Below are 22,642 nucleotides of genomic sequence, written 5' to 3'. Positions count from 1 at the left end.
CCACCCCCCAGGTCATCCGTTCGACAGGGGGCAACAGTCATGCCGGGCCCGGAGGCCAGCGGCCCTCTTGCAGGACCGCGAAAAACATAACGGGGCGCGGTGCGGCGCGGGGTCGGTAGCAGCGCGACTCTCCCAGACGCCACACAGGGTGGCAGCGAAGGTGGCGACAGCCGAGGGCTCGGCGGTGCGGTAGGCGGGCACCGCTCGGGCGAGGGCTTCGGCTTGCTCCCCGGTATGGCCGGCGTGAATGAAGCGAGGGATGGCGAAAGCTGTGTCTGCCCACGCCGGGCCGGGACAGGCAAGGGCCCAGTCCAGTACACGGATTCCGTTCGCGGTGGCCAGCATGTTCAGCGGCGACACGTCGGAGTGGACGAGGGCACGGCCTGCGAGATCGGGGCAGCGGTCGTCAGGGAAGAACCCGGTCCAGCGGATGTGCAGCGGCTTCTTGCGGACCTGCTCAGGCCACGGTGTCACGGACATGACGGTGAGCGCGTCGAGGAAGGGGCCGAGGTCGGGTGAGCCGGGGCTGAGGTCCGGGTGCTGACCGACGAGGTACTCGTACCCGGTGAGCAGCCAGCCGCCGGCGTCGACCTGCCAGAGTACGCGGGGGGCGTCGGTCGCGGGACGTTCCTGGATTACGGTCACGGTCCTTGCCTCCTTGGTCAGTGGTGCCTGGACGTGCTGTGTGGCGCCTCGGCCGGCGCGACTGGGGACGGTGCCGACCGAGGCGTGCCCCGCCCGCCCGGGGTCTGTCGGGTCATCCGAGCGGGCGGGGAGATCAGAGCGCCGGGAATCCGGCGTCGGTGACGGCCATCGCCGACGGTGTGTCGCGGTGGGCGAGTTCACCAGTGGTCATGGTGGCGAGCGCGGCGAACCCCGCGGCGGTGCCGAGCACCCATATCCAGCTCAGGCAGCGGCCCACAGGATCACCGGATGCGGCCCCGCGCTGCGCAGCCTGGCGCGTGGTCATGCGGCGTTCTCCTGCGCCTGCTCGCGCTGGGCGATGAGTCGCTCGAACTGGATCACGTACAACTCGACTTGGTCCGAGGTGAGGACGAGAAGGGACTCGGCCGTACCGCCGTCGTCGTAGTGGACCAGGACCGGCAGCGCGCCTTGCTGGGCCCGGTGGTCGTACACGGCGTCGCGTCGCACAGGGGTCACATACGTGGCCTGTGCCGGGGCGGGGCGAAGGGTTGTTCCGTCGGCCGGCGCCGACCACTCGTCGCCACCGCCCGGCGGACGCAGGTGGGCGGACTGTCGCCCCCGCGCTCCGTGATGCTGCTCCGAAGGGCACCGGTCCGCGTCGGCCGCATAGGTGTCGACCGCGCGCCCGCGGGATCGTTCAAGACGACACGCTGGTGCCGCCACATGGGGGCGACGGCCGGTGGCCCCGGCCTTGCGGACCCGCAGCGCTGCGCCGCGCCTGCGGGTCTTTCGCGCCGGAAGCTTGTCGTAGGGCATCTTCCAGCGGTCGGTGTTGACCAGCGAGTTGTGCAGTGCGGTCTCGTACAGCGGGACGCGGTAGACGGGGTCGAACATCGAGTTGGCCAGAGACGCGGGGGCCGTGGTCCGGTGGAAGAACTGGCCTGACCCCGGCCTCGGTGTCGTGGCCCTCCTGGTCGCGACCATCGGCTACCGGCTCGTGATGCTCGCCGAGAAGACCGTTTCCTATCTGATGCTGGCCGCGCTCATCGCGCTCACCGTCTGTGTCTTCGTGTATTTGCCGATAGGCGGGTACCTGGGCAACTCGTACTTCGCACTGACACCGTTCCTGCTTCAGTTCGGTGCCTCCGCGACCTTCCAGATCGCCGTCGCTCCGGTCGTCTCCGACTACACCCGGTACCTGCCCGCGAGGGTCTCCGGCGGAAAGGTATCCGCGTCCGTCTTCTGCGGCACACTGCTCTCCGCGATCTGGATCGAGATCCTCGGCGCCGTACTGGCGATTGCCTACCCCGCGGGGAGCACGGTGGGAGGCTTCCACCAACTCGCGCTCAACATGTCACCCGCAGCGGCCGACGTGGTGATGATCGTCTCCCTCCTCACCTGCCTGAACGCGGTCGCCGTCGCCTTCTACAGCGGTTCGGTCGCCTTCCTCACAGCCGTCGAGGGATTCAGGAGTTTCGTCTCGACGTTCGTGGTCAGGGCACGTTCCATTGTGGGGCTGGGTGCCCTGGCGATCGTGGCCAGCCTGTTCCTCCCGGAGAACGCGCTGAACTCCTTCAGCGTCTTCCTCGCCATCCTCACCTACTTCCTCATCCCGGACTTCGACCGCGAAGCGGAGTACACCCTTGTGGCAAAGGCGCGCCCGCAGGCGACCCCCCCAGGCCGCCTCAGCCGGCGAAACCCGGCACGACCAGACCGGACTCGTACGCGATCACCACCGCGTGGGTCCGGTTCTGCGCGCCGAGCTTGGTCAGCACGTTCCCGACATGCGTCTTCACCGTCTCCAGGCTCACCGTGAGCGACTCGGCGATCTCCGGGTTGGACAGACCGGTGGCCATCAACCGCAGCACCTCCTCCTCCCGCCCCGTCAGCGCCGCCTTCGGCAACGCCTCGGCGGAGCCCAGCGGGCGGGCGGCGACCATCCGGCGCAGTGCCGCCGGGAAGAGGATCGCCTCCCCCGTTGCCACCACCCGCACCGCCTCCGCGATCTGCTGGACCGGAAGCCGTTTGAGCACGAACCCACTGGCCCCCGCGCTGAGCGCGGCGGTGACGTAGCCGTCGTTCTCGAAGGTGGTGATCACCACGACCTTCGGCGGTTCGGCGGACTCGGCAAGGAGTTGCCGGGTGGCCTCGATCCCGTTGAGACGCGGCATCCGCACATCCATCAGGACCACGTCCGGCCGCAGCCGCCGCGCCTGCTCGACCGCCTCGACGCCGTCGGCGGCCTCTCCGACCACCGCGATTCCCGACCGTGCCGCGAGCAACATGCGCAGACCGCTGCGGGTCACCTCGTCGTCGTCCGCGATCAGGAGTGTGACGGGGGTGGCGGCAGGGCCGGCGGTGGCGGGGCCGGCGCCGGTCGTGACGACTGAGCTCGCGGCAGGGCCGGTCGCGACGGCTTCGCTCACGTCAGGGCCGATCATGCCGGCAACCGTACCGGCAGCCGGACCGCCAACCGCCAGTGCTGCGGCCCGTCCGGGCCGGCCTCGAACTCACCGTGCAGCAGCCTCACGCGCTCGGCCAGCCCGGGAAGGCCGTGCCCGGACGTAGGGAAGGCACCCGGGCCCGAGCCTCTGCCCGTGCCCGTGCTCGTCCCCGTCCGGTTGACCACACCGAGCTCCAGCCCATCCGGCGCGGCCGCCACTCGGACCTCGATCGGACCGCCCGCCCCGTGCCGCAACGCGTTCGTCAACCCCTCCTGCAGGATCCGGTACGCCGCCCGGGAGAGCGTTCCCTGGACCTGTGCCGGCTCGCCCGAGAGCTCCAGCTCCACCACCGCGCCCGCGTGCCGCAACCGGTCCAGCAGCTCAGGCAGGTCGGCCAAGGTCCGGGTCGGCGCTGCCTCTGCCTTCTCCTCGCGCAGCACGCCCAGTACGTAGTCCAAGTCCTCCAGTGCGGCGCGGGCCGACTCCTCGATGCCGCGCAGGGCGGCCCGCGCCGTCACCGGGTCGGCGCAGAGCACCTCGCCCGCCACTGCCGCCTGGATCGTGGCAGCGGTCAGTGTGTGACCGATCGAGTCGTGCAACTCGTGGGCCAGTCGGTTGCGTTCGGCCAGCCGCAGCTCCCGCTCGGCCGCCAGCGCGAGCCGCTCGGCCGACGACGGCCCCAACAGCCTGGGCGCCAGCCGCCGCAGAGCGCTCGTCACCACCACACACACAGCCGCTGCCAACAGCACGCAGCCGAGCGCCACCACCCAGCTCTCCCAGCCGCCCGCCACCCGCACGGACCGGCCGAACAGACTCAGCCCCGCCTCGGCACGGAACCGACCCACCGGGAGGGTCAGGCCCGCGAGGATCAGCGCACCGCTCACCATCGCCCCCGCCCACCCCAGTGCCACGTGCAGCAGCAGCCAGACGGGAGTCCGCCAACGGTCGGCGCCGGACGGCGTGGCGGGGGCCGGCCCAGTGCCGGGTGAGCTCGCGGACTTACGTACTGCCACCGGATCCGGCAACGGCACCCTCAGCAGTCGACGGGCGCACATGACCAGCACCCGCCGCGTGGTGCGGGCCAGCCCGACCACGCCGATCAGTGCTGCCCAGACCAGCAGGGTCAGAACGATCCGCAGCCCCTCGGGTGCGGAGCTCCACGCCAGCACCGGCAGGGCGAAAGGCAGCAGTGGAATGCTCGCCAACGCGCCGCCATAGGCGAACAGCGCACCCGCATACGTGGAGCCGCGCAGCAGCGGCCGGATTCCTCTGGTCATGATCGGTCAGTATGACCGGACGGTTCGTCGGTGACCTCCCCCGATCGAGGGAGCGTTTTCTCCCGCCTTCCCGCGATGTGCACCCGAGACCTCGCAGACCAGGATCGTGTCCTGCCCAGCTCACGGGAGGACAGATGATGAACACTCAAGGGACGCGGACGTCGCCGAACCACATGGCGCCGGCTGAGGCCGTGTCGACTCGGACGACATCAACGCCGAGTCGGGCAGCGCCGAGTCGGACGGCATCGACCTCGGTCGCCGGGCCGGACCCGTATGCGCCCTGCCCCCAGGACCCCGGCCACGGCATGCGGCCGCCGGCCGGCAGGAACGGCCTGGCCGTGGCCGCCATGGTGCTCGGCGTCATCAGCTTGATGACCTCGATCGTCTTCGTCGGCGGTCTGCTCGGCCTCATCGGCCTGATCCTGGCCATCGTCGGCGTGAAGACGACCAAGCGGACCGGCACCGGCCGGGGCAACGCCATCACCGGCCTGGTGACGTCGGCCATCGCGATCGTGGTGTCCGTCCTGCTCGCCGTCTTCATGGTCTGGTACGCCAACAACACGCAGGAGTGCTACCAGCCGGAGAGCATCCAGCAATACAAGCAGTGCGTCCACCAGCAACTCACCGGGCACTGACCGGCGCTGACCGGCGGTCGGCAGCACAGCCGACGACGCCCCCGGCCTCGGCGCACCACCCGGGCGGCCACCCCCACCGGGCCCCGGGCCACGACATCAAGGATCAGCACGCCGCCGTGAGCCGGACAGTGGATCCCGTTCCGGCGATGGACTCACCACCCTCCCGCGCGCAAAGAGGCGGAAGGGCCAGTCACCTCTCCCGAGCAAGGACGAGCATCACTATGCGAAACGGACGAATAGCATCTCTTCTGGCCGTCGGTGCCGTGGCGACTTTCGCCTCGGCGCCTGTGCCTTCAGCGGCCTCTGCCTCATCCCAGTCCTCTGCTGCCGAGGCCCCTCTGCTCCAGTACACGCAGCAGAAACCCCAGTGGCAGCGCTGTGACGCGGGGAGCCCCGCCACCTATCAGTGCATGACGCTCAAGGTGCCGCTGGACTACAGCGATCTTGGCGGTCGGAAGATCGACATAGCGGTCTCCCGGCTGAGGGCGAGCAGTGCGAAGGAACGCCGCGGCGTTCTGCTGCTCAACCCCGGCGGTCCCGGTGGGCCGGGCCTGGATTTGCCTGTCGCCCCGGATCTGGACTTCCCCGAGGAGGTGAAGAGCCACTACGACCTCATCGGGTTCGACCCGAGGGGGGTGGGGCAGAGCTCTCCCGTCAGCTGCGGTTTGACCGACGACGAACAGAACTTTGAGCGCCCGTACAGGGCCGGGACATTCGCGAAGGACGTGGAGTGGGCACGTACGGTGGCCGACAAGTGCCAGGCCAAGGGGGGTGATGCGCTGCGGCACCTCACCACCCGCAACACCGCTCGCGACATGGACGTCATCCGCGCCGTGCTGGGAGAGAAGAAGATCTCCTACCTGGGGTTCTCCTACGGCACCTACCTCGGTGCCGTCTACACGCAGATGTTCCCCCAGCGAACCGACCGGTTCGTGCTGGACAGTGCAACCGACCCCGCACGAATCTGGCGGGGCATGTTCCAGGGGATGGCGGAGGGAACCGAGCCCGCCTTCACACGATGGAGCGATTGGACTGCCCGGCGACACACGACGTACGAACTGGGCGATACCCCGGCAGAGGTCCGCAAGACCTTCTGGGACCTGGTCGCCCAGGCCGACCGCGAGCCCATCGACGCCGATGGGGAGCCCCTCACCGGTGACGGCATCCGTGCTCAGCACGCCGCGTTCTTCCACGTTCAGGACGCCGCCGAATGGGTCGCCGGGCTGAAGAAGGCGGCCGAGGACGAGAAGGCGGCCCCGTCCGGTACGCCCGAGCGGGCCCCGAGCCCCGTCCCGTCGGCATTCGCCCGTGACGTTCCCTCGGACAATGACGCCGCGAGTGCTTGGGCTGTCCTGTGCGCCGACACCCGTACGTGGCCGCGCGATCCCGAGCAGTACCGCCGCGACGCGATCCGGGACAAGGCCCGATACCCGCTGTACGGCGATTTCGCGGCCAACATCAAGCCGTGTGCCTTCTGGAAGCAGGGCAGCGAGCCCGAGACAACGGTGAACAACAAGGTCGGTGCACTGATCCTGCAGAACGAGTGGGACCCCGCAACGCCCCTGGCCGGCGGCCAGGCCATGCACCGGGCCCTGCGCGGCTCCCGGATGGTCACCGTCGCCGGGGGAGAGGGGCACATCGTCTACGGCTCCAACTCCTGTGCGGACAAGAGCCGCACGGTCTATCTGACCACGGGCAGGCTCCCGGCCAAGGGCCTGACCTGCCAGACGCCGGGCGGGCAGAGGGAGAAATCCCGCTAGCCTCGCACCACCACGTCTGACCCTTCGCGGGGTCGGGCCACCCACCGTATGGCCGTCGGCCGGGTTCACCGGCGCGTCCCGGCGCCGCCCACAGGCTGGGTCGGACATGCCCGGATGGTGCTCGGCCGGACCGGGTCGACCGTCCGGCCCCCGTGTCCGGTGCGGCAGGTCGGTCATGGCTCCGTCCTCGACCGCACCGGCGGGCCGTCGCGGGCAAACGCGCCCCCGTCCCGCCACGAAACGTCGAACCGGTCCGTGTGGCCGGCACGGCGGGACGAACTGCGGGGCTTGAGGAAGCGGTGCGGCGAACGCCTCACCCGAACAGATCAACCGAAATCGAGGGGGTATGCAGTCGGATGGAAAGGGATAGATAGTTCGGGCACTTCGGTAAACCCGCAGGTGACACGGTTGCCGGGGCCGGTTCGAGTTCCCCGCCCACGGCCGCTGATCCGGCGGAGACGTGATGACCTGCGCATACGTGGGCGACCGGGTTCTCATGGATTCCCATGGGGCCTCACCCCATGGCCCTGGAGCAGAACCAGGAGTGGCCGCGCCGCGTCCCGGCGGGTCGTCAGCCAGGCCTCTCGCGCCGTCAGGCGCCTTACGGGCGGCCACGATTGTGTGCGACGGGCACGGCCGCAGGGAGGTGCTGTGAGCCCGTCGCCCGGACCCGTCACGCGAGGGATTCGTTCGCCTTCTGGCGTGATGTCCGGAGAGTCACTCATGGCAACGCTTTGAAGGTTTGCGGTGTTTCGTGAGTTTGATGCGAATTGCGGCTTGTACGACTTGTTGGTCGTGAGGGGTCGTCGTAGTGTCGGAAGTGCCGCAGCAGGAACAAGGAGCGGCACAGCGACATCCTCCAAAGGAGGCGAAGATGAAGGTCAGCAACATCTTCGACCACGGTGGCAGGGGCCGCGGCGGACGCGGCGGACGTGGCGGACGCGGTGACTTCGGACGCGGCGGACGCGGCGGACGCGGTGACTTCGGACGCGGCGGACGTGGCGGACGTGGCGGACGCGGCGGACGCGGCGGACGCGGCTACGGCGGGGGCTACTACTGACCCGACATCCCTGACTCCATCCCCGATTCGAGGCCGACCCGCGCCCGGGCGCGGGTCGGCTTCGCAGTTCTGGTTTCCGCGCCTATGGAGATGGTCCATAGTCCGAGCACATCTGTGACGTGACACCCATGCGCCTGCGCAGCTCGCTCCCGGGCCCAGTGCCCTCCGAGGAGACTTCTCAGGAGTCGGTGACGGACGTACCGATCCGCACCGACCCCATCAGCGTTCTGGTGGCGTTTCGGCGCTTCTGGCCTCTGACCAGGGGTGACCGGCGCTGGATCGTCCTCATCTTCCTGTGTGCCGTCCTGGCGGCCATCGCCGAGACCATCACCGTTCTGCTCTTCGCCGAACTCGTCGACTCCGCTCTGCAGAAGGGCTCGGTCAGCGCCTTCTGGAAACCCGCCGGTCAGTGGCTCGCCGTGGCAGTCATCGGCGCGGTGGTGGGATATCTGGGCCACTCGGTCGCGGCCTGGGTCGCCGAACGGTTCGTGCTACGCCTGCGGGCCCGCGTGTTCAGCCATCTCCAGACGCTCCCGCCGCACTTCTACCAACGCAATCGCCGGGGTGACCTGGTGGAGCGGCTGACGGGCGACGTGGAGGCCATCGAGGCGCTCGTGGTCTCCGGCATCGTCGGGGCGGCCTCGGCCCTGTTCAGCACGCTCTTCTACGCCGCCGCCGCCCTGTGGCTGCGCTGGGACCTGGCCCTCGCCACCTTCGTGATGGTGCCGCTCTTCTGGTTCACGACCCGTCGATTCGCCGGCCCGCTGCGCGCGGTCTCCCGGCGGGGCCGCGCGGCGGACGGTGCCATCACGGCGGTGGTCGAGGAGACGTTGGTCAACGTCGTCATGACCCAGGCGTACAACCGGCAGGAGGACGAGGAGGCGCGGCTGCTCAGCAAGGCGCGCATCCGGCTGAAGGCGTCGGTGAAGGCCGTCCGTCTCACCGAGTTCTACGAGCAACTGGTCGAAGTTCTCGAAACATTGTGCGTCCTGACCATCATCGGCCTGGGTGCGTGGGAGATCGCCGCGGGACGGATGACCCTCGGGCAGCTCCTCGCCTTCGCCGCCTTCATCGGCTACCTCTATCCGCCGATCCGATCCCTGGGCCAGCTCGGCCTGACGGCCACCGCCGCGACCGCGGGTGCCGAACGGCTGCTGGAGATCCTCGACGCACGGCCCGCCGTCACCGATCCGGCCGTCTCCGTGCCCGCCCCGCCCCGCGGCCGCGCGTTCGGCGAGTTGGAGGCGAGAGAGGTCTTCTTCCACTACCCCGGCAGCACCGAGCCGGTGCTCCGGAATCTCTCGTTCACCGCGAGCCCGGGGGAGTTGCTGGTCATCACCGGCCCCAGCGGCGCCGGCAAGTCCACCCTGGCGGCTCTGTTGCTGAGGTTCTACGACCCGGACTCCGGCAGCATCCGGCTGGACGGCGTGTCGGTGGACCGGCTGCCGCTGACCCACCTGCGTCGCAACATCACGCTGCTGCCCCAGGACACACTCGTCCTGCACGACACCATCGAGGAGAACATCGGTTGCGGGCGCACCGATGTGAGCCACCGTGACGTCGTGGAGGCCGCGAAGGCGGCCGACGCCCACGGCTTCATCCGCACTCTGCCGGAGGGATATGACACAGTCATATCCACGGGCACCTCGCGGCTCTCCGGGGGCCAGCTGCAGCGCATCGCGATCGCCCGCGCCATGCTGCGCGACGCCCCCGTCCTCCTCCTCGACGAACCCACCACCGGACTGGACAGACTGGCCGCGCAGCGGATCATCGCTCCGCTGCGGCGTCTCGCCGAAGGGCGCACCACCATCGTGATCACACACGATCTGGCCCTCGCCGCGGACGCCGACCGCATCCTGGTGCTGGACCAGGGACGCCTGGTGGAGTCGGGCACACACACCCAACTCCTGGGCCGGAAAGGTCTGTACGCCACCCTGTTCGAGCGCCGTTCCCAACCCCCGAACGGCACGGTGTACCAGCCCGCCCGCGCGACGGGAATCCACTGGCGGTAGGCGGGCGGGAGCGGCGCCGGACCGCGTGGGCCGCGGCACGTCCTGACGCGAAGGGCCGCCGGGACGGGCCGTACCCGAACGCGGCCGGACCGCCGGTCGTTACCATCCGCTGTGACCGAAACAGCCGAGACAGCCGAAGAGCCCCTGCGCCGCGCACGCATACTCGCCGACCTGACACCCCTGCGGACCTCCGCCGACTACCGGCGGCTCTGGTTCGGGAACACGGTCTCCTGGATCGGCCAGGGGATGACGGCGCTCGCCGTGTCGCTCCAGGTCTACGACATCACCGGGTCCGCCTTCTCGGTCGGGCTCATCGGATTCTGTTCGTTCCTGCCGATGGTCGTCTTCGGGCTGTACGGCGGTGCGGTCGCCGACACCATCGACCGGCGCAAGCTGGGCCTGGCCGGCTCCGCGGGGTCGTTCGTGCTCTCCGTCGCACTGGTCGCCGCCACCGTCGCCGGGGTGGAACAGGTGGGGCTGCTGTACGCGGTCGTCGCCCTGCAGGCGGCCTGCTTCGCGCTCAACGCACCGGCCCGCAGCTCGATGATCGCCCGGCTGCTGCCGGCCGAGCAGCTGCCCGCCGCCAACGCGCTCACCTCCATGACCAGCACCACCGGAACGCTGGTCGGGCCGATGCTCGGCGGGCTCCTCGTCGGCTGGTGGGGGTACCGAGCCGCGTACACCGTCGACGCCATCACCTTCACCGCCTCGCTGTACGCGATGTGGCGGCTGCCCTCGATGCTCCCGCAGCGCGAGGAGGGCGCGGGCGACAAGCGGGCGTCCGTCGCGGACGGGCTGCGGTTCCTGGGGGCCAGGCCCAATCTGCGGATGACCTACCTCACCGACCTGTGCGCCATGGTGCTGGCCCATCCCCGGGCGCTGTTCCCCGTGGTCGCCGTCGTCTGGTTCGGCGGGGACGCGAAGACCACCGGGCTGCTGGTCGCCGCTCCGGCGCTGGGGGCGCTGCTCGGCGGGGTGTTCTCCGGCTGGCTGGGACGCGTCCGCCGCCACGGACTCGCCGTGCTCATCGCCGTCGCCTGCTGGGGCACCGCCATCGCGGTCTTCGGGCTGACCCGCCAGCTCTGGCTCGGGCTGATCCTCCTGGCGCTCGCGGGGTGCGCGGACAACACCTCGATGGTCTTCCGGAACACCATGCTCCAGGCGGCCGTTCCGGACGAGATGCGGGGACGGCTGCAGGGTGTGTTCATCGTCGTCGTGGCGGGCGGACCGAGGCTCGGCGACTTCGTGGCCGGATCGGTCGCCGATCTGGCCACGCCCGGCGTGGCGGTGACAGGCGGCGGGATCGCCTGTGTCGTCGCCGTGTCGCTGCTGGGGCTGCGGTGGCGCGGGTTCGCGCGCTACGACGCGAAGAATCCGCAGCCCTGAGCCTCAGAGCCTGTCGGGCGGCCTCTGATCGGGCGGCCACGCCCTGGCACGCACTCCCCCAAGGCATTGAGGGCCAGGGGGGACCTCCTCCCGCGTTGCCGAAATGCCCTGGTAGCTCCATCCCCGAGCTCTCAGCTTCGTTCAAGCAGGGGAGACCCCGTCCGAGGACATCCCGGCGCCTTGGAATCGCACGCACCAGACCGCGTCCGCTGCCCGATCGAAGGCCACCCGACAGGCTCTCAGTCCCGCGACGGCCGGGGTTCCACGACGCTCCGGGCGATGTCCAGTTCCACCAGGTCCTGGGGGCGAAGCCGCAGCTGGTCGGCGGTGGCACGCACCTCGTCCGGGCCGCGCTTCAGGATCGCCGCCGCCAGTTCCGGGGCGATGACCGAGAAATAGCTGTCCGGGGTGACATGGGTGTTCCCCGGTGACGCGAGCGCCAGCGCGCCGCCCGAACCGCCCTCGCCGATCACCAGGGTCGTGACCGGGACCCGGGCCCCGGCTATCGCGGCGAAGGCGTCCGCGATGGCCGCGCCCGCGCCCGCCCGTTCCGCTTCGGCGTCGTTCGCCGCGCCCGGGGTGTCGATCAGGGTGAGCACGGGAACGCCGAGCCGGTCGGCCAGCCGGATCACCCGGGCCGCCGTGCGATAGCCGGCCGGACGGGTCGCGGTGCCGCCCTGCGCGACATACGCGACCGTCCGCCCGTCGCGCCGTCCGAAACCGCAGCGCAGCCCCGGATCCGTACCACCGCAGCGGTCGCCGCTGAGCGGCAGCAGCTGGTCGAAGTACGCGTCCAGATACGCCTCGGCGCGGGGCCGGGAGGGCGAGCGGGCTTGCTGGACCGCGTCCCAGCCGGTCGCCGGGAGGTCCGTGGCGGACAGGGCCTCCGGCACCGGAGCGGGCTCGGGGGCCCGGGAACCGTCGGCGTGGAGCGCCCGCAGCCAGCCGGCCACCGTCCGTGGCAGCTCCTCCAGGGGGACGACCGCGTCGATCTGGCCCGCGGCCAGCTGGCCCTCGGCGGTGTAGGCGTGCGGATCCGCGTCCCCGGGCCGCACCCGGGAACCGGCGAACCCGACCTGGGCGCCCGGCAGCGCCAGGATCACATCGGCGCAGGCGCCCAGCGTGGCCCAGCCGCCGCCCGTCGTCGGGTCTCGCAGGACCGCGAGCTGCGCGGGACCGGCCGCCCGCAGCCGTGCCGAGGCGCGGGCCACGCGGTGCAGCTGGGTCAGCGCGACCATGCCCTCCTGCATCCGGCTGCCACCCGTCGCGATGAGCGAGACCAGCGGAAGCCCCGAGGTCCGGGCGGCCTCGTAGGCGGCCTCCAGCCGGTCCCCGGTGCACCGGCCCAGCGAGCCGCCCAGGAAACCGAACTCGAACGAGACCAGGACACAGCGCACGCCGCCCACGGAGGCCAGGCCGTGGACGACCGACTCCGCCTCGCCGGTACGGGCGGCGGCGCGGGCCCGGGAGTCCGCGTACCCGGCCCAGGAGAGGGGGCCGTCTCCGGCGGTGTCGCGGCCGGGCCCGGGGGATGCGGTGAACTCCTCGAACTCGGTGGTGACGGCCGCGATCGCCGCCCGCGCCGTCAGCCGCTCAGACACCGAGCGACCGCTTCATGATCTTGCCAAGGTCGTTGCGGGGCAGCGTCTCCAGATAGCGGACCGTACGCGGGCGCTTGTGCGGGGCCAGCTGGGCGGCCACATGGTCCGCGAGTGCGTCCTCGGCCGGGGGCGCGGTGGGGTCGGCCGGCACCACCCAGGCGACGATCCGCTCGCCCAGATCCGGATCCGGCTCACCGGTGACGGCGGCCTCGCGGACGCCCGGGTGATCGAGGAGCGCGTTCTCGATCTCACCGGCGCCGATCTTGTACCCGCCGCTCTTGATCAGATCGGTGGCCTTGCGGCCGACGATCCGTACGTACCCGTCGGGGTCCCGGGTGGCCATGTCCCCCGTCCGGAACCAGCCGTCCCCGGTGAGCGCGGCGGCCGTGGCGTCGGGGCGGTTGAGATAGCCGGTGAAGAGGTTCGGGCCGCGCACCTGGATCTCGCCGATGGCGTCGGGGTCGGTGAGGACGGTGCCGTCCTCCTCGACCAGACGGAGTTCCACGCCGCGCAGAGGCGCGCCGACCGTGCCGGGGCGCGGCTCGCCGTCGGCCCGGACGCCGGTGTTCATCAGGGTCTCCGTCATGCCGTACCGCTCGATGACCCGGCGACCGGTCGCCGCCGCGATCCGCTCGTGGTCGTGGACCGGCAGCGCGGCCGACCCGGACACCAGCAGCCGGGCCCCGGCCAGCGCCTTCGCCAGCCCGTCCGCGCCGGGGCCGGGCTCGTCGAGGGCCTCCGCCAGCCGGTGGTACATGGTCGGTACACCGAAGAGCATCGTGCCGCCGGACGACAGCTCCCGGGCCACCCCGTCGGGGGAGAACCTGCCCAGGTGCCGCACCGATCCGCCCCGGCGCAGCGGCCCGAGCACGCCCAGGATCAGACCGTGCACATGGAACAGCGGCAGGGCGTGGACGAGCACGTCGTCGCCGGTCCACTGCCAGGCGTCCTCCAGCGCGTCCAGCGACGCCGCGATGGCCCGGCGCGGCAGGATCGCCCCCTTGGGCGGGCCCGTGGTGCCGGAGGTGTAGACGATCAGCGCGGGGGACTCGGGGGAGGGCTCGGGGAGCGGGGCGCCCTCCTCTCCGTCCCAGGCGGTGTCGACGTCGATGCGGTGCAGGGCGGCCAGCGCCGGCGGGAGCACGTCCCCCGCACCGGCCAGCACCACGCCCGGTTCGCTGTCGGCCACGATGTGCCCGAGCTCGCGCGTCCCCGTCCTCGGGTTGAGCGGCACCGCCGGCACCCCGGCCCGTAGCGCCGCGACGACGGCGACCACGGTCCCCGGCGTGGGCGTGGCCCAGACGGCGACCCGTCCGGCGCCGGTCAGACGGGCGGCGAGCGCGCCGGAGGCGGCGGCCAGCCGGGCGTACGTCATGGAGTGTTCGCCGAACCGGGTGGCCTCCCGGACGGAAGCGTCGGCCGGTACGCACAGAAGAGGAGTCACCTACCGCACCCTAACGGCCCGCCCCACGACAGGGGGCGGGCTTTCGACGCCCTGCGACTGCCTCGGGGCGTGGTCGTCGGTCGACGACGCCCGCTTTCGTGGTGCGGTGGGGGGCCCGCACCCGCGTGCGGCCGAGCCCTACTCCCGTTGAAGCCCCCACATGCGCCCGTACGCGTACACGCACCCCGCCGGCGCCAGATCCGACGACAGCAGCATGAAACCGATCGAGTACGACCCCTTCGCGCTGTAGATCGCGCCCATCACCAGCGGCGGAACGAAGCCGCCCAGGCCCCCCGTCGCACCGACGATCCCCGTCACGCTGCCCACCTTCGCCTGTGGTGTCACCTGTGAGACCAGGGCGAAGACGCTGCCGCTCGCGGTGCCCAGGCCCGCCGCCATGCAGAGCAGCGCGATCGTGCCGCCCGGCGCCAGTGCCGGGTCGAAGGACGATCGCCGTCAGGGCGGCCGGACCGAGCGCCGCCGCCGTGACCAGGGCCGGGTGGACGCGGTCCGAGAGCCGGCCGCCGAGCGGCCGGAAGACGGGCGCCGCACGGGAGAGCGGGGATGCCCCCGGATCCGCTCCGGACACGACGCGTGAAGCCATAAAACGGACAAAGCTGCGACAATCGCAGTATGGACCGGCTGGACAGGGAAATCCTCGGCATCCTGCAGGAGGATGCCCGGATCTCGTACCGCGATCTGGGCGTGCGGGTGGGGCTCAGCGCGAACGCCGCGGCCGACCGGGTGCGGCGGCTACGGCGCGACGGCGTCATCCGCGGCTTCACCGTGATCATCGATCCGGCCGCCGACACCCGTACGGGCCTGGTCGTCTTCATCGATGTGACGCTGCGGATCGACACGACGAACGAGGTGTTCGAACGGTCGGTGCTCGCTTTGCCCGGCATCACCGAAGTGATCCATGTGACCGGCGGCCACGACTATCTCGTACGGGCCACCGTCGCCGACACCGCGGCGCTGGACGGACTGCTGCGCAGGCTCAAACGGGAGGCCGGTGTCGCCCACTCCAACACCCGCATCGCGCTCAGAGCGGCGCCTGCCAGATGACGGTCGACGAGCGCGAGCCGTCCTCGTCGCGGCCGTCGTCGGCCACGGCCAGCCGGACGCCGGCCCGCCCGTCCGGCAGCACCGCCGTCGCGTCCACCTCCACCTCGATCGCCGACACCCCCGCCCGCCGGTGCGCGGCGGCGAGCGCGCCCCGTAGCGCGGCGAGGAGCTGCTGGTCCACGGGCTCCCGGACCAATGCGTCCACCGCCCCGTTGAAGTGCACCGAGGGCTGGAAGCCGAGGACGGCCGCGGCGCCCCCGGTCTCCCGCAGCACCAGTCCGCGGAAGGTGGCGGGGGACTCGGCGGGCGGCTGCTGGAGGGCGAAGATCGCCGTCCGCACTTCCTGAATGGTCGAGTCCAGCTCGTCGACGGCCCTGCCGAGCAGTTCGTCGGTCTCCGGGGCGGCGGCCCTGCGACGGGTCGACTCCAGCATCATCTCGGTCGCGAACAGCCGCTGGACCACCAGGTCGTGCAGATCCCGGGCGATCCGGTCGCGGTCCTCGTACACCGCGAGCTGTTCCCGGTCGTGCTGGGCGTCCGCCAGGACCAGGGCGAGCGCGGCCTGTGAGGCGAACTGCGAAGCCAGCTGCCGGTCCACGGCCGTGTACGGGCGGGCACCGCGCCGCCGGGGCAGGGCCAGGGTGCCGATCAGCCGCCCGCCGCTCTGCAGCGGGAGCATCATGCTGGGGCCGAACCGCGACCGCACATGCGTCGTCATCCGGGGGTCGGTCGCCGAGTCCTCGATGAACACCGGCTCTCCGCCCAGCAGTTGGGCCAGAACGGCAGAGCCCGGCTCGATGGTCGTACCGACGATCCCGGCCGGGTCGTCGAGCGTGGACGCGGTGACGATCTCCATCCCGCCCTCCTCGGTCGGCTGGAGGATCACCCCGGCACTGGCGTCGGCGAGTGTTCTGGCCCCTTCGGCGACGGTCATCAGCGCGTCGGCCGCGTTCCCGCCCGTCAGCAGGGTGGTGGTGATGGCGGCCGCCCCCTCGATCCAGCGCTCCCGCTGCCGGGCCGCCTCGTACAGCCGGGCGTTGCCGATCGCGATTCCGGCCTGCGAGGCCAGCACCCGCAGCAGCGCCATGTCCGTGTCGGTGAAGTGGCCGGTGCGTTTCTCGGTGAGGTAGAGATTCCCGAAGACCTGGCTCTGCACCCGGATCGGCGCCCCGAGGAAGGAGTGCGCGGGCGGATGGCCGGGCGGCACTCCGCAGGAGCGTGGATCGGCGGACAGGTCGTCGCAGCGCAGCGGCTGCGCCTCGTCGATGAGGACGCCGAGCATCCCCGAGTGTCCGTCCGGGAGGCGGCCGATGCGCCGGCGCTCCGCGTCGTCGAGGCCCGAGGTGAACAGCTCGCTGATGGTGCCGAGTTCGGGATCGAGCACGCCGAGCGCGCCGTACCGGGCGTCGGTCAGCGCGGTCGCGGTCTCCACGAGCTGCTGGAGAGTGGCCCGCAGTTCGAGATCGGTGCCGACGCTCAGCACCGCTTCCAGGAGCATCGGCAGCCGGGGCGACCGCGAGGTGCCGGACGGGGCGGCCGTCCCCTCGCCCGAGGGCCCCGCGGCCGGGTTCGCCGCGTCGTCGGTCATGCGCCGCACCCCCCGAGGTGTTCAGCAGGCGAGCGGGTCGAGTACCAGCGGCTGGATCCGGCCGTCCAGCATCGCGCCGAGCCCCAGCACGGAGGACACGTCGGGCCGCTCCGCGATGTGCACGGGCACGCCCGTGGCCTCCCGCAGCATGTGGTCGAGACCGGGCAGCAGCGCGCTGCCGCCGACCATCATGATTCCGCAGTCGGCGACGTCGGCGACCAGGTCGGGCGGGCAGGCCCGCAGGATCTTGCCGAGTCCGTCGAGCACCGCGGTCAGCGGGGCATGGATGGCCTGGCGCACGGAGGCGGTGTCGACGTGCACGGAGCGGGCCAGACCGGTCGCCACGTCACGGCCGTGGATCTCGGTCGTGGCGGGTCCGTGCGCGCTCAGACCGCTGCCGCTGAGCGCCACTTGCAGTGGGCGTACGGACTGGCTCGGCAGCATCAGCTCGTGGTGCTGGCGCAGATGCTGGATCACCGCGTGGTCGATGGCGTCGCCGCCGATCGGGATGCGTACGGCGGTCACGATCGAACCGAGGGAGAGCACGGCGATCTGGGTGGTCGCCGCCCCGCACACCATGATCATGGAGGCGGTCGGCTGCTCGACGGGGAGCCCGCAGCCGACGGCCGCCGCGATCAGTGTGTCGACCAGCTCGACCCGCCGGGCACCCAGCCCGACCAGGGTCTCGACGGTGGCCCGCTGGGCGAGCGGATCGCTGTCGTGCGGGGTGCAGGCGGCGGCCCGCAGCCGGGGCTTGCGGCGCAGCTGGCGCCGGAGCTTCTCGCCGAGCAACTGGCGCAGCATGCGCTGGGCCATCTCGATGTCGATCACCGTTCCGCCGGTCACCGGGCGGACCACCCGGATGTAGTCGGGGGTGCGGCCCGTCATCTGTTCGGCGAGTTCGCCGACGGCGATGAGTGAGCCGGTACGGGTGTTCACGGCGGCGGCGCTCGGTTCGTCGACGACGAGTCCGGGCCCCTTGACGTACACACGGGTCCGGGCGGCCCCGAGGTCGACGGCGACATGGCAACGGCGCAATTGCTCAAGGCTGACGGTCACGGCGGGTTCTCCCGAGAGCGCGGATGGGGGTACCGGCGGCAGCCGGCCCTCCTGGCATCGTGCGCCGTTCGGAGTCATCGCGCGCGTCGGGGTGAGCCGTAGGAGGGACGGGGCTGACGGGGTGACAGCGGAGCGGGGTACCCGGAGGTCAGCCGGGCAGCAGTCGCTGGAACAGCCCCCAGGTGAATTCGGCGACATGGCATTCACCCGTTCCGGGCGCGGTGATCGCGAGCGCCCACCGGGTCGGCGCGCTGCCCTCCATCGGGCGGGCCGGTGCGAAGGCCCGCGCGACCTCGTCCACCGTGCCCGACCAGGGACGCAGATCCTCGACCGCGCGCAGCTCGGGACCGGGCCTCCCCGGCGCCCGGACCAGCCATTCGTTCCATACGGCCCCGCCCGGCGCGACCATCACCTCGAATCGCAGATCGGGCCAGAGCGGCACCGGCCACAGCAACGCGTCGCACTCCAGGTCGCCGATCGCGCGGCGCGTGGACGATTCGGGCTCGCCGAGCACCGAACGGTAGCGGCGCAGGGCGCCCCGCCCGCGGGGCGCCCGCACCATGGCCTGCCAGCGGCGGTTGGCCTCGCGCATCTCGGCGAGCGAGGCACCCAGCTCCTGCCGGGCGTCGGCGACGAGATCCGGCTGATGGTCGGCCATCCGACGCAGCAGGACGAGCTGGAACTCACGAGGGCCGAAAGACGGGTTCGCGGTCACGGAATCAACAGTTCCACACAGAACCCTCACACGAGCGGCTTTCTCCCTTGTCCTACTGGCATCTAATCTGCGGGCGCCATGGATTATTGCCACCCGTGTCAGCGGCATCTCAACGGTGCCCTGGCCTGTGCCGGATGCGGAACCCCCGTCGAGGCGCTGAGCCCGTACGTCACGCCCGCGCTCTCCGGTCACGAGCCGGACGCGGAGCACGAGACGCCCGTACCGCCCCGTCCCGGCGGCCGACGCCGCCGGGGGCACGGTGCCGACCGGCCCGCGCGCGCCACCCATGGACCCCGCGGGGCGGACCGGCGGGACGGGGGAGAGGGGCACGCCGTCCGAGAGGGGCGCGGCCGGCGCGCGCACCGCCGCCGCAGCCGGACGGCCCTGTTCGCCGTGCTCGGCGTGGTGCTCGCCGCCGGGGCGCTGAGCCTGGCCGAGCTGGCCATGGAGCCGAAAGGCGACGACCGCGCCTCGGACTACGTACGCGAATCGACCGAGGTCACGTCCGAACCGGCCCCGGAGCCCTCGGCGAGCGACGCGCCCGAGCGGCCCGGTCCGGTGGACGGCCCCTCCATGCTCCCGGCCACCGATTCGCATCCCGCCGACGTCACGGGCGCGGGCAAGGCCACCGGCGACGCCCGCCCCGAGGGCTCCGGCGTCGAGCCCCGCCCGGCCTCCGCCGCGCCCCCGGCCGCCGCGGATCCGTCGCCCGAGCCGAGCGCCGACGACGAAGCGCCTGTCGATCCCCCGGACCCCGCCCAGCCCGGCGGTGGCCCGACCCGGCCGGCGCCGGAGGCGTCGCCCAGCCCCAGCCCGAGCCCCACCCCGGCGCCGACCCCGTCCGAGACCTGCTGGTTCGTGTGGTTCTGTTCGTGAGCGGTCCGCCCGGTCGCGCGGCCCGCGGCCGCGCCCTGTCCTCAGTCGCCGGACGGGCCTGACTCGCCCAGCATCCGCCGCAGCAGGTCCCGCAGCACGGCCCGGTCCCCGTCCGACAGCTCGGCCAGGGGCTCCCGGGCGAAGGTGAGCGAATCGCGCAGCTGCTGAGCCGTGCGGGCACCCTTCTCCGTCGGGGCGGCCAGCTTCACCCGCCGGTCGGCCGGATCCGGCCTGCGCTCGACCAGACCGCGCGACTCCAGCCGGTCGACGATCCCGGTGACGTTCGACGGCTCGCACTTCAGCTTCTTCGCGATCCTGCGCATGGGCATCGGCTCCAGGGAGAGCAGCCCCAGGACGCGCGCCTGGGCGCCGGTGAGCGAGTGGGCCGCCGCGGCCTCGTCGTACTCCTCGTAGTAGCGCGCCACGACGGTGCCGATGAGTTCGACGACTTCGAGGGTCAGCGGGTCTGTCCGGGGAGTGGCCATGACACCCAGGATAACGGATTACTTGACAATATGAAATATTCAGGGGCATAGTTGTTTCACGTCATGAAGCATTTTCTGCTTCCCGTCCGGCCTCGGCCGGCCGGCGAAGCCTCCCCCACCCCGTGAGGCATTGAGGAGACCCCGAGCCCATGTCTGCAGCACTTCCCACGTCCGGCCGCGAATGGCACCTGGTCGCCCGCCCCCACGGCTGGCCGAAGGCCGAGGACTTCGCGTTGCGTGAGGCCCCGGTCACCGCCCCCGGCGAGGGCCGCGTCCTGGTCCGCAATCTGCACTTCTCGGTCGACCCCTACATGAGGGGAAGGATGAACGACGTGAAGTCGTACACCCCGCCCTTCCAGCTCGACCACCCCATGGACGGCGGCGCGGTCGGCGAGGTCATCGCCTCGAACGCGGAGGGCATCGCGGTCGGCGACCACGTCCTGCACGGCCTCGGCTGGCGAGAGTACGCCGAGGTCCCGGCCGAGCGCGCCGTGAAGGTCGATGCGTCGCTCGCCCCGCTCTCCGCCTATCTCGGTGTGCTCGGCATGACCGGACTCACCGCCTACGCGGGGCTGTTCGAGGTCGCCTCGTTCAAGGCGGGCGACGCCGTCTTCGTCTCCGGTGCGGCCGGTGCGGTCGGCAGCCAGGTCGGCCAGATGGCGAAGCTCAAGGGCGCCTCGCGGGTCGTCGGCTCGGCCGGTTCCGACGAGAAGGTCAAGCTCCTCGTGGAGGAGTACGGCTTCGACGCGGCCTTCAACTACAAGAACGGCCCGGTCGCCGAGCAGCTGCGTGCGGCCGCCCCCGACGGCATCGACGTCTACTTCGACAATGTCGGCGGCGAGCACCTCGAAGCGGCGATCTCCTCGCTCAATGTGCACGGCCGCGTCACCGTCTGCGGAATGATCGCCCAGTACAACGCCACCGAGCCGACCCCCGCCCCGCGCAACCTCGCGCTGGTCATCGGCAAGCGGCTGCGCATCCAGGGCATGCTCGTCAACGATCACTCCGCGCTCCAGCCGCAGTTCGTCCAGGAGGTCGCCGGCTGGCTGGCCTCGGGCGAGCTGAAGTACGGCGAGACCTTTGTCGAGGGCATCGAGAACGGCTTCGACGCCTTCCTCGGCCTGCTGCGCGGCGAGAACACCGGAAAGATGATCGTTTCCCTCGCCTGACAGCCGCTCCGGCGCACGCGTTAGGCTCATCCACAGGCCGTCGCGATCGTGGGCGCGAGTCGCGGCGCACAGCAGAAGGATATTTCCGACATGGCTCTTCAGGACATCACCGTTGCCTACACCGCCGTCGCCACCGCCGAGAACGGCCGTGACGGCCGCGTCTCGTCCGACGACGGCAACCTCGATGTCATCGTCAACCCGCCCAAGGCCATGGGCGGCAGCGGCGCCGGCACCAACCCGGAGCAGCTCTTCGCGGCCGGTTACAGCGCCTGCTTCCAGGGCGCCCTCGGGGTCGTGGCCCGTCAGGAGAAGGCCGATATCTCCGGCTCCACGGTGACCGCCGCGGTCTCCATCGGCAAGACCGCCGAGGGCGGCTTCGGCCTGGAGGTCGCGATCAGCGCCACCATCCCGAACGTCGACGCCGCCACCGCGCAGTCGCTCGTCGAGAAGGCCCACCAGGTGTGCCCGTACTCGAACGCCACGCGCGGCAACATCAAGGTCGAGCTGTCGGTCGCCTGACCGCTCACCACCGGCCGAGGGCCGTACCCCGCCGGGGTGCGGTCCTCGGCCGTGCCCCGGCCGCACCGTGGCGGGAGCGGCCCGGCCCCGCCAGTACGCTGACGCCATGCGTGATCTGGGGGCGGGCTTCGGCTACTTGATACAGGGACAGCGCTGGGTGGGCCGGCACGGCCGCTGGTTCGGCTTCGGGCTGCTGCCCGGCCTCATCACCCTCGCGCTGTACGTGGCGGCGCTCGTCGGCCTCGGCTACGGCGCCGACGACCTGGTGAGCTGGGCGACGCCCTTCGCCGACGACCGGTCCTCGCCCTGGGCCGGTCTGCTCCGCACCACCCTGACCGTGCTGGTCTTCGCCCTCGGGCTCTTCCTCGCGGTGATCACGTTCACCGCGGTCACCCTGCTGGTCGGCCAGCCCTTCTACGAGTCGCTGTCCGAGCAGGTCGACCGTACGGAGGGCGGCGAGATCCCCGAGTCCGGGCTGTCGCTCTGGCGAGAGCTGTGGATCTCCGCCCGCGACAGCATCCGCATCCTGGTGCGGGTGGGGCTGTACTCGGTGCTGCTCTTCGCCCTCGGATTCATTCCGGTCGTCGGCCAGACGGTCGTCCCGGTGATCGGTTTCTGCGTCACCGGCTACTTCCTCTCCGAGGAGCTCACCGCCGTCGCGCTCCAGCGCCGCGGCATGGTCCTGAAGGACCGCCTCGACCTGCTGCGCGGCCGCCGCATGCTGGCCCTCGGCTTCGGCGTACCGCTGGGGCTCGCCTTCCTGGTCCCGTTCGTCGCCGTGTTCCTGATGCCGGGCGCCGTCGCCGGGGCCACGCTGCTGGCCCGGGACCTGGTGGCGCCCGACGAGGACGAGGGCGCGGCCCCGGCCCCGGCCCCGTACACCCTCGACAAGGGCTGAGGAG

General features: G+C 71.6%; 21 protein-coding genes and 1 pseudogene. 10 read left to right on the top strand and 12 right to left on the bottom strand.

Annotated features, from left to right (window positions below):
* Window positions 1–12: 12 nt before the first annotated feature.
* The 5 genes from ABZ826_RS10905 to ABZ826_RS10885 form a co-directional block, all read right to left on the bottom strand.
* Window positions 13–645 carry a phosphotransferase gene (locus ABZ826_RS10905; RefSeq protein WP_361445472.1) on the bottom strand — a complete coding sequence of 211 codons (633 nt, stop codon included), beginning with the start codon at window positions 643–645 and terminating at the stop codon, window positions 13–15.
* Between the two features lie 133 nt (window positions 646–778).
* Complete coding sequence (locus ABZ826_RS10900) at window positions 779–970, bottom strand: hypothetical protein (protein WP_361445469.1); 192 nt, start codon at window positions 968–970, stop codon at window positions 779–781.
* Window positions 967–1,539 carry a glycoside hydrolase gene (locus ABZ826_RS10895; protein WP_361445466.1) on the bottom strand — a complete coding sequence of 191 codons (573 nt, stop codon included), beginning with the start codon at window positions 1,537–1,539 and terminating at the stop codon, window positions 967–969. The genes ABZ826_RS10900 and ABZ826_RS10895 overlap by 4 nt, the downstream gene beginning before the upstream one ends.
* A gap of 791 nt (window positions 1,540–2,330) precedes the next feature.
* The gene (locus ABZ826_RS10890; protein ID WP_361445463.1) at window positions 2,331–3,086 is read right to left on the bottom strand and encodes a response regulator transcription factor; all 756 of its coding nucleotides are present in this window, start codon (window positions 3,084–3,086) and stop codon (window positions 2,331–2,333) included.
* Complete coding sequence (locus tag ABZ826_RS10885; RefSeq protein ID WP_361445460.1) at window positions 3,083–4,366, bottom strand: histidine kinase; 1,284 nt, start codon at window positions 4,364–4,366, stop codon at window positions 3,083–3,085. Before ABZ826_RS10885 ends, ABZ826_RS10890 begins: the two co-directional genes overlap by 4 nt.
* 305 nt (window positions 4,367–4,671) lie before the next feature.
* Between ABZ826_RS10885 and ABZ826_RS10880 the strand changes: the two genes are divergently transcribed.
* The 5 genes from ABZ826_RS10880 (at window position 4,672) to ABZ826_RS10860 (ending at window position 11,219) form a co-directional block, all read left to right on the top strand.
* Window positions 4,672–5,001: a DUF4190 domain-containing protein gene (locus ABZ826_RS10880; protein WP_361445457.1), complete on the top strand. Its 330-nt coding sequence runs from the start codon at window positions 4,672–4,674 to the stop codon at window positions 4,999–5,001.
* Between the two features lie 221 nt (window positions 5,002–5,222).
* Window positions 5,223–6,761: an alpha/beta hydrolase gene (locus ABZ826_RS10875; protein WP_361445454.1), complete on the top strand. Its 1,539-nt coding sequence runs from the start codon at window positions 5,223–5,225 to the stop codon at window positions 6,759–6,761.
* A gap of 874 nt (window positions 6,762–7,635) precedes the next feature.
* Window positions 7,636–7,821 (top strand): hypothetical protein, encoded by a 186-nt coding sequence (locus ABZ826_RS10870; RefSeq protein WP_361445451.1) that lies wholly within the window; start codon window positions 7,636–7,638, stop codon window positions 7,819–7,821.
* 188 nt (window positions 7,822–8,009) lie between these two features.
* Window positions 8,010–9,833, top strand: a complete 1,824-nt coding sequence (locus ABZ826_RS10865) for an ABC transporter ATP-binding protein (RefSeq protein WP_361445448.1) — start codon at window positions 8,010–8,012, stop codon at window positions 9,831–9,833.
* A gap of 111 nt (window positions 9,834–9,944) precedes the next feature.
* Window positions 9,945–11,219, top strand: a complete 1,275-nt coding sequence (locus ABZ826_RS10860) for an MFS transporter (RefSeq protein ID WP_361445445.1) — start codon at window positions 9,945–9,947, stop codon at window positions 11,217–11,219.
* 239 nt (window positions 11,220–11,458) lie between these two features.
* Here ABZ826_RS10860 and ABZ826_RS10855 read toward each other — a convergent pair whose 3' ends face one another.
* The 3 genes and pseudogenes from ABZ826_RS10855 to ABZ826_RS10845 all read right to left on the bottom strand — a co-directional run.
* Window positions 11,459–12,820 (bottom strand): carboxyl transferase domain-containing protein, encoded by a 1,362-nt coding sequence (locus tag ABZ826_RS10855; RefSeq protein WP_361445442.1) that lies wholly within the window; start codon window positions 12,818–12,820, stop codon window positions 11,459–11,461.
* Window positions 12,813–14,264: an acyl-CoA synthetase gene (locus ABZ826_RS10850; RefSeq protein ID WP_361445439.1), complete on the bottom strand. Its 1,452-nt coding sequence runs from the start codon at window positions 14,262–14,264 to the stop codon at window positions 12,813–12,815. The genes ABZ826_RS10855 and ABZ826_RS10850 overlap by 8 nt, the downstream gene beginning before the upstream one ends.
* A gap of 138 nt (window positions 14,265–14,402) precedes the next feature.
* Window positions 14,403–14,805: pseudogene (locus ABZ826_RS10845) on the bottom strand (MFS transporter); the annotation flags it as partial.
* A 92-nt stretch (window positions 14,806–14,897) separates the two neighbouring features.
* Here ABZ826_RS10845 and ABZ826_RS10840 point away from each other — a divergent pair.
* A complete protein-coding gene (locus tag ABZ826_RS10840; RefSeq protein ID WP_351075681.1) occupies window positions 14,898–15,329 on the top strand; it encodes an Lrp/AsnC family transcriptional regulator in 432 nt (143 codons plus the stop codon).
* Here the strand turns inward: ABZ826_RS10840 and ABZ826_RS10835 are convergent.
* From ABZ826_RS10835 to ABZ826_RS10825, 3 genes are all read right to left on the bottom strand, one after another.
* A complete protein-coding gene (locus ABZ826_RS10835) occupies window positions 15,307–16,827 on the bottom strand; it encodes a GAF domain-containing protein (protein WP_361445505.1) in 1,521 nt (506 codons plus the stop codon). The genes ABZ826_RS10840 and ABZ826_RS10835 overlap by 23 nt on opposite strands.
* A 111-nt stretch (window positions 16,828–16,938) precedes the next feature.
* Window positions 16,939–17,976 carry a rod shape-determining protein gene (locus ABZ826_RS10830; RefSeq protein ID WP_361445435.1) on the bottom strand — a complete coding sequence of 346 codons (1,038 nt, stop codon included), beginning with the start codon at window positions 17,974–17,976 and terminating at the stop codon, window positions 16,939–16,941.
* 148 nt (window positions 17,977–18,124) lie between these two features.
* A complete protein-coding gene (locus tag ABZ826_RS10825) occupies window positions 18,125–18,634 on the bottom strand; it encodes a hypothetical protein (RefSeq protein WP_361445502.1) in 510 nt (169 codons plus the stop codon).
* Between the two features lie 135 nt (window positions 18,635–18,769).
* Between ABZ826_RS10825 and ABZ826_RS10820 the strand changes: the two genes are divergently transcribed.
* Complete coding sequence (locus tag ABZ826_RS10820) at window positions 18,770–19,567, top strand: hypothetical protein (RefSeq protein WP_361445432.1); 798 nt, start codon at window positions 18,770–18,772, stop codon at window positions 19,565–19,567.
* Window positions 19,568–19,608: 41 nt separating this feature from the next.
* On the opposite strand, the gene ABZ826_RS10815 is transcribed toward ABZ826_RS10820, so the two are convergent.
* Window positions 19,609–20,052 (bottom strand): MarR family transcriptional regulator, encoded by a 444-nt coding sequence (locus ABZ826_RS10815; protein ID WP_361445429.1) that lies wholly within the window; start codon window positions 20,050–20,052, stop codon window positions 19,609–19,611.
* A 149-nt stretch (window positions 20,053–20,201) separates the two neighbouring features.
* Here ABZ826_RS10815 and ABZ826_RS10810 point away from each other — a divergent pair, with 149 nt between their 5' ends.
* The 3 genes from ABZ826_RS10810 (at window position 20,202) to ABZ826_RS10800 (ending at window position 22,638) form a co-directional block, all read left to right on the top strand.
* Complete coding sequence (locus tag ABZ826_RS10810; protein WP_361445426.1) at window positions 20,202–21,221, top strand: NADP-dependent oxidoreductase; 1,020 nt, start codon at window positions 20,202–20,204, stop codon at window positions 21,219–21,221.
* A 90-nt stretch (window positions 21,222–21,311) separates the two neighbouring features.
* Window positions 21,312–21,740, top strand: a complete 429-nt coding sequence (locus ABZ826_RS10805; RefSeq protein ID WP_351075695.1) for an organic hydroperoxide resistance protein — start codon at window positions 21,312–21,314, stop codon at window positions 21,738–21,740.
* A 106-nt stretch (window positions 21,741–21,846) separates the two neighbouring features.
* Window positions 21,847–22,638, top strand: a complete 792-nt coding sequence (locus ABZ826_RS10800; RefSeq protein WP_361445423.1) for an EI24 domain-containing protein — start codon at window positions 21,847–21,849, stop codon at window positions 22,636–22,638.
* Window positions 22,639–22,642: the final 4 nt, after the last annotated feature.

The organism is Streptomyces sp. NPDC047515 (assembly GCF_040643055.1).
GTDB lineage: Bacteria > Actinomycetota > Actinomycetes > Streptomycetales > Streptomycetaceae > Streptomyces.
This window is presented reverse-complemented; position numbering and strand designations above follow the sequence as displayed.

Excerpts from the sequence above, each read along its gene's own strand:
- ABZ826_RS10900 (WP_361445469.1), bottom strand. The coding sequence starts at position 970 with ATGACCACGCGCCAGGCTGCGCAGCGCGGGGCCGCATCCGGTGATCCT.
- ABZ826_RS10895 (WP_361445466.1), bottom strand. The coding sequence starts at position 1,539 with ATGTTCGACCCCGTCTACCGCGTCCCGCTGTACGAGACCGCACTGCAC.
- ABZ826_RS10890 (WP_361445463.1), bottom strand. The coding sequence starts at position 3,086 with ATGATCGGCCCTGACGTGAGCGAAGCCGTCGCGACCGGCCCTGCCGCG.
- ABZ826_RS10885 (WP_361445460.1), bottom strand. The coding sequence starts at position 4,366 with ATGACCAGAGGAATCCGGCCGCTGCTGCGCGGCTCCACGTATGCGGGT.
- ABZ826_RS10880 (WP_361445457.1), top strand. The coding sequence starts at position 4,672 with ATGCGGCCGCCGGCCGGCAGGAACGGCCTGGCCGTGGCCGCCATGGTG.
- ABZ826_RS10875 (WP_361445454.1), top strand. The coding sequence starts at position 5,223 with ATGCGAAACGGACGAATAGCATCTCTTCTGGCCGTCGGTGCCGTGGCG.
- ABZ826_RS10870 (WP_361445451.1), top strand. The coding sequence starts at position 7,636 with ATGAAGGTCAGCAACATCTTCGACCACGGTGGCAGGGGCCGCGGCGGA.
- ABZ826_RS10840 (WP_351075681.1), top strand. The coding sequence starts at position 14,898 with ATGGACCGGCTGGACAGGGAAATCCTCGGCATCCTGCAGGAGGATGCC.
- ABZ826_RS10835 (WP_361445505.1), bottom strand. The coding sequence starts at position 16,827 with ATGCTCCTGGAAGCGGTGCTGAGCGTCGGCACCGATCTCGAACTGCGG.
- ABZ826_RS10825 (WP_361445502.1), bottom strand. The coding sequence starts at position 18,634 with ATGGCCGACCATCAGCCGGATCTCGTCGCCGACGCCCGGCAGGAGCTG.
- ABZ826_RS10820 (WP_361445432.1), top strand. The coding sequence starts at position 18,770 with ATGGATTATTGCCACCCGTGTCAGCGGCATCTCAACGGTGCCCTGGCC.
- ABZ826_RS10815 (WP_361445429.1), bottom strand. The coding sequence starts at position 20,052 with ATGGCCACTCCCCGGACAGACCCGCTGACCCTCGAAGTCGTCGAACTC.
- ABZ826_RS10810 (WP_361445426.1), top strand. The coding sequence starts at position 20,202 with ATGTCTGCAGCACTTCCCACGTCCGGCCGCGAATGGCACCTGGTCGCC.
- ABZ826_RS10805 (WP_351075695.1), top strand. The coding sequence starts at position 21,312 with ATGGCTCTTCAGGACATCACCGTTGCCTACACCGCCGTCGCCACCGCC.
- ABZ826_RS10800 (WP_361445423.1), top strand. The coding sequence starts at position 21,847 with ATGCGTGATCTGGGGGCGGGCTTCGGCTACTTGATACAGGGACAGCGC.